Source organism: Vibrio agarivorans (assembly GCF_030409635.1).
In the GTDB taxonomy this organism is placed as follows: Bacteria; Pseudomonadota; Gammaproteobacteria; order Enterobacterales; family Vibrionaceae; genus Vibrio; species Vibrio agarivorans.
Window position 1 is genome coordinate 311,781 of sequence record NZ_JAUFQF010000002.1, and the last position, 16,979, is coordinate 328,759.

General features: G+C 45.0%; 14 protein-coding genes. 8 read left to right on the forward strand and 6 right to left on the reverse strand.

Annotation, left to right across the window (positions count from 1 at the left end; all coding sequences use genetic code 11):
- Positions 1-10 precede the first annotated feature (10 nt).
- Positions 11-1,654, reverse strand: a complete 1,644-nt coding sequence (locus tag QWZ05_RS06940; RefSeq protein ID WP_264876200.1) for a methyl-accepting chemotaxis protein — start codon at positions 1,652-1,654, stop codon at positions 11-13.
- 434 nt (positions 1,655-2,088) lie between these two features.
- Here QWZ05_RS06940 and QWZ05_RS06945 point away from each other — a divergent pair, with 434 nt between their 5' ends.
- From QWZ05_RS06945 to pstB, 4 genes are all read left to right on the forward strand, one after another.
- Entirely contained in the window at positions 2,089-2,910 is an 822-nt protein-coding gene (locus tag QWZ05_RS06945) for a phosphate ABC transporter substrate-binding protein (protein WP_264876201.1), read from the forward strand.
- Between the two features lie 99 nt (positions 2,911-3,009).
- Positions 3,010-3,942, forward strand: a complete 933-nt coding sequence (pstC, locus tag QWZ05_RS06950; protein WP_264876203.1) for a phosphate ABC transporter permease subunit PstC — start codon at positions 3,010-3,012, stop codon at positions 3,940-3,942.
- Positions 3,943-3,946: 4 nt separating this feature from the next.
- Positions 3,947-4,810: a phosphate ABC transporter permease PstA gene (gene pstA / locus QWZ05_RS06955; protein ID WP_264876204.1), complete on the forward strand. Its 864-nt coding sequence runs from the start codon at positions 3,947-3,949 to the stop codon at positions 4,808-4,810.
- A gap of 51 nt (positions 4,811-4,861) precedes the next feature.
- Positions 4,862-5,611: a phosphate ABC transporter ATP-binding protein PstB gene (pstB, locus tag QWZ05_RS06960; protein WP_264876205.1), complete on the forward strand. Its 750-nt coding sequence runs from the start codon at positions 4,862-4,864 to the stop codon at positions 5,609-5,611.
- Positions 5,612-5,737: 126 nt separating this feature from the next.
- On the opposite strand, the gene QWZ05_RS06965 is transcribed toward pstB, so the two are convergent.
- From QWZ05_RS06965 to QWZ05_RS06975, 3 genes are all read right to left on the reverse strand, one after another.
- Positions 5,738-6,832, reverse strand: a complete 1,095-nt coding sequence (locus QWZ05_RS06965) for a GGDEF domain-containing protein (RefSeq protein WP_264876206.1) — start codon at positions 6,830-6,832, stop codon at positions 5,738-5,740.
- 5 nt (positions 6,833-6,837) lie between these two features.
- The gene (locus tag QWZ05_RS06970; protein WP_290297523.1) at positions 6,838-7,314 is read right to left on the reverse strand and encodes a putative pterin-binding protein; all 477 of its coding nucleotides are present in this window, start codon (positions 7,312-7,314) and stop codon (positions 6,838-6,840) included.
- A gap of 187 nt (positions 7,315-7,501) precedes the next feature.
- Entirely contained in the window at positions 7,502-8,872 is a 1,371-nt protein-coding gene (locus QWZ05_RS06975; protein WP_290297653.1) for a YjiH family protein, read from the reverse strand.
- Positions 8,873-9,115: 243 nt separating this feature from the next.
- Here QWZ05_RS06975 and QWZ05_RS06980 point away from each other — a divergent pair, with 243 nt between their 5' ends.
- A complete protein-coding gene (locus tag QWZ05_RS06980) occupies positions 9,116-9,736 on the forward strand; it encodes a hypothetical protein (protein ID WP_264876208.1) in 621 nt (206 codons plus the stop codon).
- A 155-nt stretch (positions 9,737-9,891) separates the two neighbouring features.
- The gene (shyA, locus tag QWZ05_RS06985; protein ID WP_494338386.1) at positions 9,892-11,196 is read left to right on the forward strand and encodes a peptidoglycan DD-endopeptidase ShyA; all 1,305 of its coding nucleotides are present in this window, start codon (positions 9,892-9,894) and stop codon (positions 11,194-11,196) included.
- A 113-nt stretch (positions 11,197-11,309) separates the two neighbouring features.
- Here the strand turns inward: shyA and QWZ05_RS06990 are convergent, their stop codons facing one another.
- Together QWZ05_RS06990 and QWZ05_RS06995 are read right to left on the reverse strand one after the other, a co-directional pair.
- Positions 11,310-13,685 (reverse strand): VolA/Pla-1 family phospholipase, encoded by a 2,376-nt coding sequence (locus QWZ05_RS06990; protein WP_290297527.1) that lies wholly within the window; start codon positions 13,683-13,685, stop codon positions 11,310-11,312.
- 18 nt (positions 13,686-13,703) lie between these two features.
- Positions 13,704-14,942, reverse strand: coding sequence for an outer membrane protein transport protein (locus tag QWZ05_RS06995; RefSeq protein WP_264876211.1), 1,239 nt, complete (start codon positions 14,940-14,942; stop codon positions 13,704-13,706).
- A 375-nt stretch (positions 14,943-15,317) separates the two neighbouring features.
- On the opposite strand from QWZ05_RS06995, the gene QWZ05_RS07000 reads away from it, so the two are divergent.
- Both QWZ05_RS07000 and QWZ05_RS07005 read left to right on the forward strand, forming a co-directional pair.
- Entirely contained in the window at positions 15,318-15,890 is a 573-nt protein-coding gene (locus tag QWZ05_RS07000; RefSeq protein WP_264876212.1) for a hypothetical protein, read from the forward strand.
- Between the two features lie 116 nt (positions 15,891-16,006).
- Positions 16,007-16,915 carry an aldo/keto reductase gene (locus QWZ05_RS07005; RefSeq protein ID WP_264876213.1) on the forward strand — a complete coding sequence of 303 codons (909 nt, stop codon included), beginning with the start codon at positions 16,007-16,009 and terminating at the stop codon, positions 16,913-16,915.
- Positions 16,916-16,979 lie beyond the last annotated feature (64 nt).

The following is a 16,979-nucleotide window of genomic DNA, read 5'->3' on the forward strand; positions in this document are numbered from 1 at the left end:
CTATGAACAGTTATAACTTGAAGAAGCTCAATCGGTTCTTCTGATCTTCCGCGAGTGTTGACAGCTCGCGGCTTGCAGCAGCTGACTGATTAATACCAGTGACATTTTGATTGACGATATCTTGAATGTTGATCACATTGCGGTTGATGTCTGCGGTGACTTGGCTCTGCTCTTCCGCTGCTGAGGCGACCTGAGTGTTGATACTGGTCATATCATTGACGGCTTGTGAGATGCCTTCAAGCGCTTGGGTGACTTCACCACTAAGCTGGCGGTTCTGCTCTAGCATTTCCATTGACATGCTTACGCTGTCATTGGCTTCACCTGACTTGGCTTGTAGCTCTTCAATGATGCTTTGAATCTCGCGAGTCGATTCTTGAGTACGCGCCGCAAGCATGCGCACTTCATCTGCGACAACTGCAAATCCACGCCCGCTCTCGCCTGCACGCGCAGCCTCTATAGCGGCGTTAAGCGCGAGTAGGTTGGTTTGCTCTGAAATGCTTTCAATAACCTCGATAACATTACCAATTTTCTCAGATTGAAGCTTCAATGAGTTAACAACATCAGCCGCTTCACTCAATTGATTCGTCATACGTTCGCTGGCTTGATGGCTCTCATTAAATAGTGCTAAGCCCTGTGATGTCATATCACTTGCGTTGCGAGCCGTATTGTCAGCATCGACAGCATTCGTATTGACATGCTGCGCCGTGCTCTCGAGTTGGTTGACCGCAGACGCGACTTGTTCAATTTCTTGGCACTCTTGGTCTGAGTTTGCTGTTGCTTGAACCATAACGGTTGCGAGCTCAGTTGAAGCTGCAGCGACATCCTCGCTAACACGAGAAAGGTCTGTAACGGTGCTGCGTAGCTGACTTAGCGTCGCTGTCACACTGTTAGATAGCTGAGCCATCTCGTTTTTACCTGGCTCGACAAACTCTACTGATAAATCACCTTGTTCTACCTTCTTCATCACAGACTGCAAACGACTGATAGGTGCAATAATTAAGCTTGCGAGCCAAGCTGCAAAGACAAGTGCTACCAAAAGCCCCGCAAACATCACCATTTTCAGCCATTGACTTACACGGTCATGATTGGCTTCTGCCGATTGTATTGATGCTTCTGCAAGTCTATTGACGGCCTCAGAGAGTTGATTAATCGATGCTTCCATTTCAACACCAAGTTGGCGATATTGATTTGAAGCTTGTGCGTACTGCTGTTCAAAGCCAGGCGGAAGGTAGGTCTCGTTGTGCTTAGTCTCAAGCAGGTTGAACATGGTGTTTTGTGAAAAGTCGAAATAGGCTTGAATCGCATCCATCGCACGTTGCGACTCAGTGCTAATTCCTTCAGTGGTTCTCAGCTGGGCCAAAATTTGCGTCGTTTCATTCACTTCTTTCTTCAAGACAGAAATGTAGTCTTTGAGATCGTCACGATTGAATAGAGAGTAGATCGCTTTGATACGCATGTTGCCAGCATGGTCGATGATCACAACGAGATCGTCTTTCTGCTCAATCGCATTTTCCATTGTGACAGTGGCATCGTCGAATGCCGCATTTAAACGTATGTCCGCTAATCCTAGCCCAGATAGAACAATAATGACGGTAAATAGAACGGGTAGCAGCACTTGAGTTCGAATAGACAAGTGGCTCAAAAAGTTACGCACAAGCGTCTCCTAATTAATTGAAGATGAATATTCCCACACGGGCAGAACTATAAGTGTTAACTAAGTGTTTGTATTTATAGTGTTAATTATCACCTATCTTCGTGGAGAGAACTTGAAGATAGAATAATAGCTCTACGCAATCGCGCGCCTATAATAAGGCTCTTACCGTCCAATTTGTAGTCTATTAACAAAATACTTTTTAGTTGGTGTAACGTTTGCGTTACGAGATTTGTTAATAACTCACCCAGAATTGGTGATACTGGTTCAATTTTTTCCTTTGGCCTGGGGACAACCTCTCACTATCACTCTTGGTAATTTTTGTGTCACATGTCATTGAGTCTTCAATTAAGTGAAACATAACTGTCATATAAGCCGTCTAAAGTGAGCATCGTTCATGAAAACAACGGCAATCATGCCAACAAAGGAAATTTGTGATGAAAAAGACAGTTATCGGTGCAATGGCACTACTAGGCGCAATGGCAGTGACTTCTGTTTCTGCTAAAGAAACAATCTCTGCAGTAGGTTCTAGCAGCGTAACTCCACTGATGGAAGTTTTCTCTGAAACATACATGAAGACTAACGACAACGTGTATATCGAAGTTCAAGGTCCTGGTTCTTCTGCTGGTGTTCGCGCTGCAAAAGCAGGTACAGCTGACCTAGGTATGTCTTCTCGCGCTCTTAAAGATGACGAGAAAGAGCCTAACCTAGTTGAACTAACGGTTGCTCTAGACGGTATCGCAGTTGTTGTTAACCCAAACAACAACATCGAAGGTCTTACTGCTGACCAAGTAACTGCAATCTACAAAGGTGAAGTTGCTAACTGGAAAGAAGTTGGTGGTGAAGACAAGCCAATCGTAGCGGTAACTCGTGACACTGCATCTGGTACTCGTGGTGCTTTCGAAGACATCATGGACCTTAAGCAAAAAATCTCTGGTCAAACAGTAACAGCGATTTCTCAGCGTGCTCAAGTTGCTAACGGTAACGGTGCTCTGAAAACTATGGTTGCTTCTAACCCATACGCTATCGGTTATATCTCTCTAGGTACAGTTGACGCAACAGTTAACGCTCTACCTATCGACGGTGTTGAAGCGTCTGTAGACAACGTTAAGAACGGCTCTTACAAAGTTGCTCGTCCTTTCCTAGTTCTTTATAAAGAAGGTAAACCTTCTGGCGAAGCTCAAAAATTCCTAGACTGGATGGTTGCTCCTGAAGCTCAAGCACTTGCTGAACAAAAAGGCTACATCTCAGCTCAGTAATATCGAATTAAACAATATTTAGTTGCTCAGCCCACCTTTTCGGGCTGAGCCTTTTCTGTCTCATCCAAATGCGACTTGTTTGGACATAGAGAAAACATTATGACCATCGCACAAAATAGTGAACAGCTTATGACTACTGAAGCTAATGCTATCAACAAACCTGGTTTACGCGAGAAAAAGCGCGTTGACTGGAGAGAACGTATTTTCCACGGTCTATTTTTGACCAGTGCCGTTATCGGCATCGTATCCCTCGCCGTAATTGCTTACTTTATTGTTCGTGAAAGTATCCCAGCTTTCCAACAAGCTGGCGTATCGGGCATCGTACTAGGTCAAAACTGGCTACCACCAGCGTTATACGGCGTTGCAACGATGATTGTTGCTTCACTAGTATCAACACTTGGCGCAGTGGTTGTTGGTGTGCCAATTGGTGTGCTAACCGCTATCTTTATCGCAGAAATCGCGCCAAAACGCGTAGCGAATATCATTCGCCCAGCTGTTGAGCTGCTCGCGGGTATCCCATCGGTTGTTTATGGTTTCTTTGGTTTGGTTATCATCGTGCCACTGATTCAACAGGTGTTTAATGTTCCTGCTGGTAACACTATTCTTGCCGGTATCATCGTACTGGGTGTGATGATTCTTCCAACGGTGATTACCGTTTCAGAAACCTCTATCCGCGCAGTGCCTCGTACCTATAAAGAAGGCTCACTAGCACTTGGCGCTTCAAAGATTTTCACTATCTTTAAACTTCTCGTTCCTGCGGCTCGTTCAGGCATTATGACGGGCGTGATTCTAGGTATCGGTCGTGCGCTTGGTGAGACAATGGCGATCATCATGGTAATGGGTAACGCACCAGCCATGCCTGAAGGTCTATTAGACTCAGCTCGTACTTTGACTGCGAACATCGCAATCGAGATGTCCTATGCAAGTGGCATCCATGCGAACGCTCTATACGCAACCGGTGTTGTACTTCTGGCATTCATTATGATGCTAAACGCAGCACTACTTTACCTAAACCGTGAGAAGGCGAAATAGAATCATGGATCGCGTAAAACTAAAGAAATCACGAGACTTTAAAGACAACGTTCTAAATGGTTTCGTTTGGGCTGCTGCTGCTGCAACCGTTGGCTTCCTATTCTGGATTATTTGGTACATCCTTTCGAACGGCTTACAGCACGTTAACTGGGAGTTCATCTCAAGCAACTATACCCGTACAGGTGACACTCAGGGTATCTTCCCAATGATAGTGTCGACTATCTACATGGTTATTGCGTCGATTGCCGTAGCGGCGCCGCTAGGCATCATGACAGCTATCTATCTAACAGAGTATGCAAAAGTAGGTAGCAAGCTGGTGAAAGTGATTCGCTTCTGTACTGAATCACTGGCGGGTATTCCATCAATCATCTTCGGTTTGTTCGGTATGACGTTCTTCGTCACTATCATGGGCTTTGGCTTCTCGATTTTGTCGGGTGCATTAACGCTAAGCATCTTGATTCTTCCGGTTATCATTCGTACTACCGAAGAAGCACTGATGGCAGTGCCACAAACCTACCGCGAAGGCTCTTACGGCCTTGGCGCTTCTAAAATTTACACTATCTGGCGTTTGATCTTACCTAGCGCAATGCCAGGTATCTTAACCTCGGTCATTCTAAGTATTGGTCGTGTCATCGGTGAATCTGCTCCTGTGTTCTTAACAGCGGGTATGGTTGCGCGTATTCCTGACTCATTAATGGATTCAGGGCGTACGCTAACGGTTCACCTATTTAAGTTGACTACCGAGCTGTTCACTATTGATGAGTGGAACCAAGCTTACGGTACAGCAACGGTGCTTATTGTCGTCGTGCTGCTAATCAACATGATTACTAAGCTGATCGCAAGTCGATTCAACACAGCAACTTACTAATACGCTTCCAGTAAGCACTGACACGAATTCAAGATTTAAGAGATTAAGACAATGAACAAGTTTGATATTGAAAACCTAGACCTATTTTACGGCGATAACCAAGCACTAAAAGCCATTAACCTGCCGATTCCAACGAAGCAAGTAACGGCGCTGATCGGTCCTTCTGGTTGTGGTAAGTCAACGCTACTACGCTGCTTGAACCGTATGAACGACCTTATTGAAGGTGTAAAAATTACCGGTAAGTTGGATATGGATGGCACAGACATCTACGGCAACATCGATGTTGCGGACTTGCGCATCAAAGTGGGCATGGTATTCCAAAAGCCAAACCCATTCCCGATGAGCATTTACGAAAACGTGGCTTACGGTCTTCGTGCTCAAGGGATTAAAGACAAAAAGCACATTGATGAAGTGGTTGAAAATTCACTACGCGGCGCAGCACTGTGGGATGAAGTGAAAGATCGTCTTAAGTCGCACGCTTTCGGTCTGTCCGGTGGTCAGCAGCAGCGTCTGTGTATTGCGCGTACGATTGCGATGGAGCCGGACGTTATCCTAATGGATGAACCAACGTCTGCACTTGACCCTATTGCAACGCACAAAATCGAAGAGCTAATGGAAGAGCTTAAGAAAAACTATACGATCGTGATCGTGACTCACTCAATGCAGCAGGCGCGTCGTATTTCAGACCGCACCGCTTTCTTCCTAATGGGAGAGTTGGTTGAGCACAATGATACTGACGTAATCTTTAGCAACCCGAAAGACGACCGTACACAAGGCTACGTGAACGGCGACTTTGGTTAATCTTATTTACTGGCATATAACACTATAACTATAAGCGATGGTACTCTTGCCCCTCTTGATGAGGGGCTTTTTTATATCTGTGTATCAGTGCTTTATGCTGCTAGTTGCTTAACTAGCGCTAATCGATTAACCGACATCTTTCATTTTTGGTGAAGGTTGTTGGTCGAATTTCATTCGATACATATTCCCATCAGCGATAGAGAGTAGCTGTTCAATACTTTGTGAATCAATCGGGTAGCGACTCATTCCTATGCTGGTTCCAATCGATATCGCACGCCCATCCTCCAGAACAATACCTTGCTCAAAGCAGTGCTCGATATGGCTCAGTAGTGGGTTAATCATTTGATGGCTGCATCCTTGCATCAAGATAGAAAACTCATCACCTCCCATCCTATAGATGGTTGCTTTATAGGGCTGGATGGCCTCGAGCAATCGCTTGGATATCTGAATCAGCGTTTCATCTCCTGCCTTGTGGCCGAGATTATCATTGATGGTTTTGAAGCCATTGAGATCGAGTATCAGTAATGTGAACTCTTTGGATTTACGCAGTGTTTTTATGGCTTCGATAAAGGCTAAGCGATTAGGGATGCCCGTAAGGGTATCAGTACGTGAAAGTTGCCGATGGTATTTTGCATCCTGATAAAAGATATAAGTGACCAGACCGAAGCATAGCAGTAACGTGCCGAGCAGTAATAACTGGATGATGGCAATCGTATTGACCTCTGAAACTCGAGCGAGGTGCTTTGGGCTGTTAAGTCGATAGTTATTGGCAATAAATTGAATCACCGCTTGATAGATAGAATTAAGACGCACAGAGAGCTGCTCTGCATCGTATTTGGTTTCTAGTTTGGCAAAGTCAGATTCGAGTTTCTGAAGATTGGAAAACTGCTCTGAGAAGAAAATGGTGTAGCCTCGCTCAGTGATAAATCGTTCTGATTCACGACTGTGCAGTAAGATATCAAATCGGCTCCAAGTGAGCTCATACTGCAGCTGAGTCTGTTGTTTGGTACTTGCAGATAGATAGGCATAAGGTGTTAATGCCGAAAGCTCTGTAAACTCTTTGACTAGCTGATAGAGAAACCAATGCGCTTCATTTTGTTTACTCGAGTAGGCTTTGGCGATGTCTTTGGTTGAGACGAGCAGATACACATTAGCAGCGATCAGGACTATCGAACAAAAAGTAAGGATGGATTTTGTCTTGAGTAAAAATCCTTGCAACATAGTGGCTACTCACTGCTTGGGTAATGGAAGAGGATATCACTGATTTGCCATACCATTTTTTCGTAGTAGGTGTGGTTATCAAGGGCAGGGTAGCGCTGCACATCAAAGACTAGCCAGTAAGGGCCTTTGTCACGAATTTTTATGTCCTCGCCGTTTAAGCGATAGGCGACAATCGGATTAAAGTGAGTGATTTCACTCCAATGAATGTCAGCTCGATAATCATTCAGCGCACTGATGGTCACGTGAGTTGGTGGTGCGATCTCAAAATGTTCGATCAACTCATCGAGGCGGAATCCAGCAAAATCGAGCGCTTCATCATGCCAAGGAAGCTTGGTAGAAAAGCTGTGCGTCGGTAACGACTGCTCGAGCTGTTGACGTGAGAGTGTTAATGCTTGTCCTGTCTTGGGGTGTAAGGTAAGTGTACCTGCTTGTAGATATTGAGAGGCAAAGAACAGCCATACTGCTAACAACCTAACCATCATTGACAATCTTCCTTGAGCTCCGCTTTGATGATAATTGAGTTTCAGACTAAGCCCTATCATAGCATTTACTGTTACGAAAATGTTAGTAATGTATGGGATTTTGAAGATGCATTTGCTGGACTTATTGTATCAAACAAAAAAAACGCCCGAACAGAGTCGAGCGTTTGGTTTAAATTAGTGAGTATAGTTAGAAAATCAAATGAGCTACGCCCGCAATCACTGGTAATGTCACCAGTGTGCGCAGAATGAAGATGATGAACAGTTCACCAATGTTCACTGGGATTTTACTGCCAAGCAGTAGAGCACCGACTTCAGACATGTAAATGAGCTGTGTTACCGACATTGCAGCAATCACGAAGCGCGTCATCTCGCTGTCAATTGAAGCCGCTAGAATCGCTGGAATAAACATATCCGCGAAACCAACCACAATCGTTTGTGAAGCTTGCGCAGCTTCTGGGATACCTAGCAGTTCAAGGAATGGAATAAACGGCTGACCTAGGAAGGCAAATACAGAGGTGTACTCTGCAATCACCAAGGCAATCGTACCAAGACCCATCACCACTGGAAGAACACCAAAAACCATATCAATTGCGTTCTTTACACCCTCGCTCGTCACCGCTTTTGGTGAGCTCACTTGGCTCGCTTTGAACATAGCCAATTTGAGACCCCAAGAGAAGGTTGTTTGACCCTCTGGCAGTACGTTATCGTCTTTGCTTGGCGCAGTACCATCGATAAATAAGTCTTTTTTACGGCTTAGCGGAGGTAAACGAGGAACCACAATCGCAGCCACAAAGCCCGCTAAACAAACCGCGCCATAGAATGGTAGGAATAGATACTCAAGCTCAACCTGGGCGATGACAACGAGGCTGAATGTAATAGAGACGGCTGAGAACGTCGTACCAACAATCGCAGCTTCACGTTGTGTATAAAACTTTTGCTCATATTGTTTGCTGGTCATCAAAATTCCGACACTCCCGTCACCTAACCAAGAAGCAATACAGTCGATGGCGCTGCGGCCAGGAAGATTGAAAATAGGGCGCATGATTTTGCTCAGCATGGTGCCAAACAACTCTAGTAGACCAAAGTTCAGTAGAAGAGGTAGCAGCAGACCCGCAAAAATAAATACAGAAAACAGGGTTGGCAGAAGCCCTTCAAGAACCAAACCACCGGTATTTTCTTCCCAAATCGCTTCAGGTCCGAACTGGAAGTAGGTCATTACGACAGCTAGACCGCCGATGACGCGCACTGCTAACCACAAAGGTGATGGAGAAAGAAGATCATTTAGAAATTCGTTCTTCGCAATGAAAGCAGGCTTAACCACACGGTAAAGCACTGATGCAGTTGCCATAAACGCGATGATTGCCGTAATAAGAGGAACAATAATGTCGCCCATCGCCGCTTGTAGAGATTTTGCTAGTACAGCGACTGGAATGGTCAGGTCACCGTTGTAGCTAACAGGGGCCATGAATAAGAATAGGCCGATAAGAGATGGGATTAAAAATACCCAAAACGTTGATTTTTTGTGTTTTTTATCAAGTATTGATGCTTGGTCTTGCATGGCGTGACTCATATTACTGCTGCTTATCATTGTTTTCCTACCATGGAATATTTATGCACTAAAGTTCCGCTTTTAGTCATTGGCGCAAATAATATACGGAAACAGGTTATTCTGGCAATAGATATTCACACTAATCTGCTAAATATGCAGTGATATATGTTGCAAGAAAGTAAAAGACGATACTTTTCATTTTATCTAGGCTCATGTAACGTACCGATAAATAACCTATTAATGGAGATCCTGATGGGACGCCGAATCTTCAATATACCCGTGCTGCTATTTATTCCTTTGGCATTGCTTCTGATAGTGATTGTAGCGGGTGTCTACCGCTTTTCACTCAATGATGATGAGATAATGGATAAATTTTCATCCTCTCAGAGTGCTGACCCTGTCGTCGAGGCGATATTCGGCTTAAAAGTACCAAACGTTTTGGTGATTCCAGTGCCTGAGACGCATGCGAATGCAGTCTTTTCTGAGTTCGACTTTGAACATCAGATCGCATTAGCGAGTTTTGATTCAGGACAAGAGCGCGGCACGGTAGTGATGCAACGTCATCCGCAGGTCACAACTGACCTTAAGTTAGGACAAGGTTTTGTCGGTATCATTTCTGTCAGTAATCAGGGGTCAGGGAATTTCTATTATCTTGTTTCTTTGGGGTTAGATCGTCAGAGAACACGATTGGTCGCCTTAGACCGTTATTTTCTTGGTGACAGAGTGCTTGTATCCAAGCTCCAGAATGAAGTTGATCACATTTCTATTATTTATTTTGAGCATGGGGTGAAGCAAGCTATGTCGGATGATCCGAGCCAAAAAGTAGAAAAACAACTTGTCGTCAATGATTTGGGTAAGTTCATAGAAAAATAGTGACTATTGAGGACACTTTAGCGCTTGATGAAGGTCTCTATAACCATGACTTTTTGTTTGAAAAACGGTATTGTAGCTGGGTTTTTTCTTCCTGCGTTTTTTAACTTTTTGCTAACAGGATAGCGGGTCATACCAAACCTTGAGACGGTATAATTGTGTTTTTTAGAGACTTTACAAAGAATTTTTCGAGCATGAGCTACAAGAAGAAGTTAGCGATATGCTCCTCACCTATTTTACTTGCGGGTTTACTTGGCCTAGTTCCAGATTCAAACAGTCCGCAAGTGGTGGCTATCAATATTGATACTCAGCCACTTTCTGTTCAACCTCAGCCTGAACCGGTAGAAGAGCCTGATTTTCCAAGCTACGAGTACGTCATTCAAAAAGGCGATAATCTTAGTTCAATTTTTAATAAATTGGGCTTCGGTTATCAAGAGATGATGCAAGTTATGGAAACCGACTTGAACTATCTCTCACTCGATACCTTAAGGCCGGGTAATACGTTGCGTTTTTGGAGCGAAGAAGACCATCGATTGAGTAAGATGATGCTTGAGTTCAATGCGGTCGACAAAGTGGTGTATTCCCGTCTAGATGACGATAGCTTTGACTATGAGCGAATTGAAGAAGAGGGTGAGTGGGAAAACCGCGCCTTTATTGGTGAAATTCATGGTACGTTTTCTCAGTCGGTTAATGGTTCTGGCCTAGGAAATCGTGACGTCGAGAACGTCGTTGGTTTGCTCAAAGATAAACTGAATTTTGCTCGAGATCTGCGAGCGGGCGATCGCTTTGAGATTGTTCAATCACGTCAGTCATTTGAAGGTGAACTAACGGGTAACTCTGAAATTCAAGCGATTCGAATATTCAATCGTGGTCAGGAAGTCAGTGCTTACTTACACAGTGATGGGCAATACTATGATAAAGACGGTGAAAGCTTACAACGTGCTTTTCGTCGTAAGCCGATGGATGGTGCTTACCGTTTAAGCTCGCACTTTAACCCGAACCGTAAGCATCCAGTGACAGGCCGTGTGTCTCCACATAATGGCACTGACTGGGCAACGCCAACGGGCACGCCGATTGTATCAACTGGCGATGGTGTGGTTGTGATGACACGTAACCACCCTTATGCCGGTAAGTACGTAGTGATCCAGCACGGTAATACCTATAAAACGCGCTACCTTCACTTAAGTAAGATTTTGGTTAAGCAGGGTCAGAAGGTTTCTCGTGGCCAGCGAATTGGTTTAGCTGGCGCGACAGGGCGTGTGACAGGAGCACATATCCACTATGAGCTGATTGTTCGAGGTCGAGCGGTAAACCCAGTGACAGCAAATATCCCAATGGCAAGCTCTGTGCCGAAAGAGGAGATGTCAAAGTTTGTCGCAAAACGTGATGAGCTGAATGGTTGGTTAAAAGAGCAAGAGCTTCGCCTAGCCAATCAAGCTCCAGAAGACAACAATGCGAGCTAATACGGCATGTTAGTAATGCAACTCAATGACGTAAGTTGATGTTGCTTTTATTGAGAAAATGAAAATGGCGCTGATGATCAGCGCCATTTTTTACGTGTGTTTCAAGCTAAACATCATTCTAATGTCGTCGGACTAATTGGTAAGTCCAGTGTCCCATCTTGAATAAAGTCAACCATATGCGTTGTCATGACAGCGTGCGCTGCCTGATCAGCAAGTGTTGGGTCTTGTGGGAAGACAAATGTACTGTGAGTGCTGACATCAGAGAAGCGAATAAAGTTGCTATCAGTTGGTGTTGTACTCGCACTATCAATCACAGTCAGTCCTAACTTCGCGGCCAAAGGTTCCGTGCCAGCAAACCCACGGTTTGGAACATTATTTGGCACGGTGTCATCCCCCGCAACTTGAGAGAAGTACATTGGAATTGGATTTTCCAACAAGTATGAAGCATTGGTAAACGGATCAATTGAGTCCAGTACCGTTTGGGTCGCATAGGCAAATTGATTAAAACCAGTTTCAAGAGCCGGAATCGCTTCTGGTGCTGCCTGAGTGAATGCCGTAAAGCACTCAGATTCAGTCAAGTTGACACAAAACGACTGAGTGAATCCTTGATAATCAGTACTTGCCGCCAATGCAACGTTGTGTTTTATCAGGTTACCGTAGCTATCTGAACCTAATAGTAGCTCCACAATATGCCCACCAGAGTTTTTCGCGGCGAGGCCACTAAAGTTGAACAGCGTATCTGCACTTGGTGTCCCTAGGCTACGATTGGCATTGGCAACGGTACTAATCGCGACCATTCCGCCTAGAGAGTGCCCTACCATCGTCGGTGGAGAGGTGACTAAGTCCACGTTGGCCAAAGGCGATGCCTCTAATAGCATTGCTTGTTTTGAATAACTCAATGCCGCACGTAACCCCAAAATATCGAGAACGCTCTGACGGAAGTTGTCTCTTGCGACTGGGATATTGCTAAGGTTTAAGTAAGCGGTCACATCGGCATTGGCAGAGCGCTCGGCATCAAGGCTGCGCGACCCGTGTAGTGGCATATCAATCGCAATCACGGCAATGCCCTGTTGTGCGATGTTAGCAGCCATGAAATACGCATTCTCCTTGGCAGATGTAATGCCATGTTGATAAATAGCGACAGGCCAATCATCGGCATCCCCGCTCGGTGTAAAGAGTAGGAACTCTACCGCTTGCAGTGACTTTATTTTAGGCACAGGAGCGTAGCGCGTGATAAATCGGTCGGCATCTAACACCGTGCCGTCTGATTTAGTCAGTTCAAGACCAATAAGTTTGGCTTGTTCTGTTAACTCTGTAGCGAGCATCGTGGTATCAACGCCAGCCGCAACAAGTTGCGCGCCAATATTGGCTTGCTCTTGCGGATCAGCGAGTGCATTGCTCACGATAGCAAGGCTTGGCATCGCCGATACAAAAGGCTGGCTTGACCAATCTTCCCCTTGCTCCAAATAGTGTGGCAGCATGACCACGCCCTTTGAAACGGTGACTTGATTACCTGATTGCAGATACAGCCCCTGCAGTGTCTGTTTGAGATCAACGGGTGACTGGCTATCAAAGTATGTAGTGAAGTTGGTGTCTGCCGCGAGGGCGGTTGCGTAATCCTCAGAAGAAGTGAATTGCAGCGTGTAAGCCGCCGTCAGGTCAACATTGTTAGGGTTTGCGGCATCTTTCCATATGGTACCAATATTGCTTTGAGCGAGCCCTAGCGCTGTCGCTCCTTTGGTGGCGAAGAAGGTTTCGCCTACAGACTGGGTGGAGAACCAAGTGGAGTAAATGATGGAATCGGCATCTACGCCAACAGCTGAGAAGAGTGCTTCAGTGCCTTGGGTGACGGCTTGGAGTGTAGCAAAGGGTTCATCAGTGTAAGTACGAGAGTCGGACTTTAGAGTGGCATAGCTGCTTGATGTGCCTACAGGTTCTCCATTTTCGTCAGCGACTTCGTTGGTCACGGCTAAAATATACTCACTGGAAGGATTTAGCTCTTTACCTTGCAGGACAATCGTCAGTGAGTCTGTAGCTGAGTCACTGACAACCACAAAATCAACATTCTGTTGAAGAATATTCTTTGGAGTAGGTTGCCCTGTTAACCCTTCCGTTAGCTCAACAAGATGAACACCAGACGGTACCATGCCATCACTCAATCCTGCACCGGTAAATGAGAGATTGATTGGCATTGATGTTGACCAGCCATCCATCGTGCTCATCGCCGCTGCCGGGTTGGACAAGCTATCATCCCCATTAGTTGGTAAATCTAATGTTCCATCGATGGTATTCATCAGTGTGTAGCTAGGTAATGGAACGGCAGCATCACTGCCTAGCAGGGTGAATTCAATGGTGGTATCGCGTTCAAGAGCCTGTTGAATGTGACTCTCAAGTTCAGCACTGCTCGGGAGTTCACTCGATGTGTCATCACCACATCCTGCAAGTAACAACCCCGCAGAGATTGCAGAGAGTTTAATAAAATGATTCATATCGCAATCCTTGCTTTGTTAGAACAGATAGTTCATTTGAAGTGAAGTGATGTAGGCTGTGCCCTCCGACTCGAATTCAAAAGGTATCTCTGTAGAACCAGATTCAAAGGTTTCATTGAACGAGCCATCTTTACTGACGACAAGAGCGAAGCCTGCATCAAAAGACCAGTTGTCATTTAACTGATATGAGCCACCGATGCTATACCAGTAGCGGTCACTATCGGGAATGCTCAACGTAGCTTTACCCGCCTGCTCATCAAAGGCAAATCCGAGTCGCCCCGTCCATTTTTCATTGAAAGTTATCGTGGTGCCGACCGACCATCTGCCAGCGTCGTCGTAGTCTTCTTTTTTGAGGAAGCATTCATTATTTGGGCATTTTGGTGATGTTGCTTTGAGCTCTTTAAATGCACTCCAATCTGTTCGTTGGTAGCTGTAATGAACAGCAAACATTTCTGTGACTTGATGGAAGCCCGATATCTCCCAGATGGCTGGTAAATCGACTTTTAAGTCTGCTTTATGATCTGCTTGAGTAATATCGTTTGTGAAATCACCATCATCAAACTCGAGGTCTACCTGAGATCGATAACCAAAGCCAAATCGATGATTGTCATTTATCTCGTACATCGCGCCAATGTTCCAACCCCAACCGAAAGTATCACCTTCCATACTGACCAGCTTTCGCGATGGTGAAACGCCGGAAAATGTGCCGAGCGATCCATAGTGTCTATTTAGCTCTGCATGCGCGTAAACAAAATTAATGCCAGCGCCAATGCTAAAGTGCTCATTAATCTTGTAGGCGATTGATGGGTTTAGGTTTACTGATACTAAAGCGGTATCACCTGCAAGCATTCCCGCAGAAATATCATCTGGGTAATCCGTTGCAACACCATAGGTCGTAAACATACCAATACCCCATGCCCATTTATCGTTAATTGGGCTGAGGTAATAGCCAGCAGGTACAACTTGTAACGGTGCTACATCATTTGCTTTTTCAATATTGTCTGGGTCTGTAATGTCAGTGACATCTACCTCAGGATCAACGATAGAAATCGCCCCCGAAAACATAGCCCGGTCAAAGCGAGTCATCGCAGCAGGGTTGCGTGAGATAACCGAAGCATCTTGAGCGACAGCGGCTTCTCCCGAAAAGGCCCGACCGAGGCCTGAGGCTGAGTGTTCTGCGACTTGGAAGCCAGCAGCATGGGCTTGAAAGCTAGCAATAATCGCCAGCGAGAGTGTAGAGTAGTGTCTTATCTTCATGAATCAGATCTCCAAGGATCACGTATTATTATTCCGTTGCGCCTTAAAGTTAATTATATGTTAATTATTTGTCAAAGTTTGTTGGTTGTTTTTTTGCGTTGGCTGTCTTTTGCTCTGTGGATGTAATCGTTTCAATGGGTTAAAGACACTAGCTAATAACAAAGAGGTAGGATGACTGGGTAATTGTTGAACTGGTTTTAATTGTGATTCAAACAGCGTGTTTTGTTCTGTTAACAGGCGTAGCGTATTGCCTAGGCATAAATTTAAACACGACAACATCAGTTTATCTTTATATAAAACTTAATGGCTTAGACGGCGTAACGATGCAATTTGGAGTGGAATTCTCCGATCAGGTAGAGAGCGATGGAAAAGGTAATGAATGTCAAAAATAACGCGGTGTTGGGCCTCAAGTCGGCTTTGATGTGTGGACTCATGCTTTTTTCAGTGGGAGCAAGGGCAAACCATCCACTATTTTTTCCTTTTGTCGATGTGACGTCACCATATATTAGCACCTCGCAAGCTTATGAGGATGAGGTGACATTTGAGTGCTCTGAAAGGGAAAGCCAATGGCGCTATTGTGCGGAGTTCAATTACTACCAAGTCCCCGTGTTTGCTTATTTCTATAGTCATCAAGGTCAAATTGATAAGGCCGTTCTCGAGTTAGAATCTTCACCAGTTAATTTCACTCAATTGCAATATAACCTACGAAGGGATGGGTTTGAGCCAGTGTTGGCTGTTACCAGTAATGGGCGTTTTGATGTCATAGAGCGACTGAAAAAAGCACCGGAGTATCAAGTAGACGCCGAACTGGTTCAGTTTATTAACCAGCGGCCCATTGAAGGAGAAATGGAGATGATATGGGTGAATAATGCTAATAGCGCTGAGATTACTGCAACCTTGATTTATAAAGTAGAGACGCTGACGCTGGGGTTTACTCGAAGTAAGTAACCGAATACAAGCCCAAAACTTGAAAACTATGACCTAGCTAGGAATGCCCAGCAAGATTCATCACACCTTAGTGGAACTCAGTTATAATTTGAACAGTTATTACTACGGAGAGAATCATGTTGAATAGAGTTCAGATTGCCCCTCAAGGGCCAGAGTTTTCTGAATTGGTTCAGGGATATTGGCGACTAGCAGATTGGGGGATGACCCCAAAACAACGCTTAGACTTTCTCAAGCAACATATCGCGTTAGGTGTCACAACGGTCGATCACGCAGATATTTACGGTAACTACGAGTGTGAGCAGCTCTTTGGTGAGGCGTTAGCCCTTGATAAGAGTGTGCGTACTGAAATTGAGATTGTGACAAAGTGCGATATTAATTTGTGTGGTGACAAGACACCAGAGCGTAAGGTGAATCACTACGATACCAGCGCAGCACATATATACCAATCGGTGAATAACTCACTGCAGCGCCTTAACGTAGATGAAATTGATGTGCTGTTGATTCATCGTCCTGATGTATTAATGGATGCTGATGAAGTTGCCGAAGCATTTCAGGAACTTCATAAGGTGGGTAAAGTAAAACACTTTGGCGTTTCCAATTTCTCAACTCATCAGTTTGATCTATTGCAGTCTCGCCTGAGCAAGCCTTTAGTGACGAATCAGGTTGAAATTAACCCGTTGAACTTTGAAGTTGCTCATGACGGTACTCTCGATCAGCTACAAAAGCTAAGAGTGAACCCAATGGCATGGTCTTGCCTTGCTGGTGGGGCGCTGTTTAACCCTTCAACAGACCAAGCGAAACGTGTTATGGCCGTGCTTGAAGAGATTCGAGCGGAACTTGGTGCTCAATCGGTAGACCAAGTTATCTATGCGTGGGTAAGGCGCTTACCTTCAAATCCTCTTGCGATTATTGGCTCGGGCAAGATTGAACGCGTTGAAGCCGCGATTAAGTCAACTCAATATGAATTGACTCGAGAGCAGTGGTATCGGGTTTGGATTGCCTCCAAAGGGCATGGTGTGCCATAGAATGAAGTATGAATATAAACCAAACCAGCGCTTTAGCGCTGGTTTTTTTTGCTCTCAGGTGCGT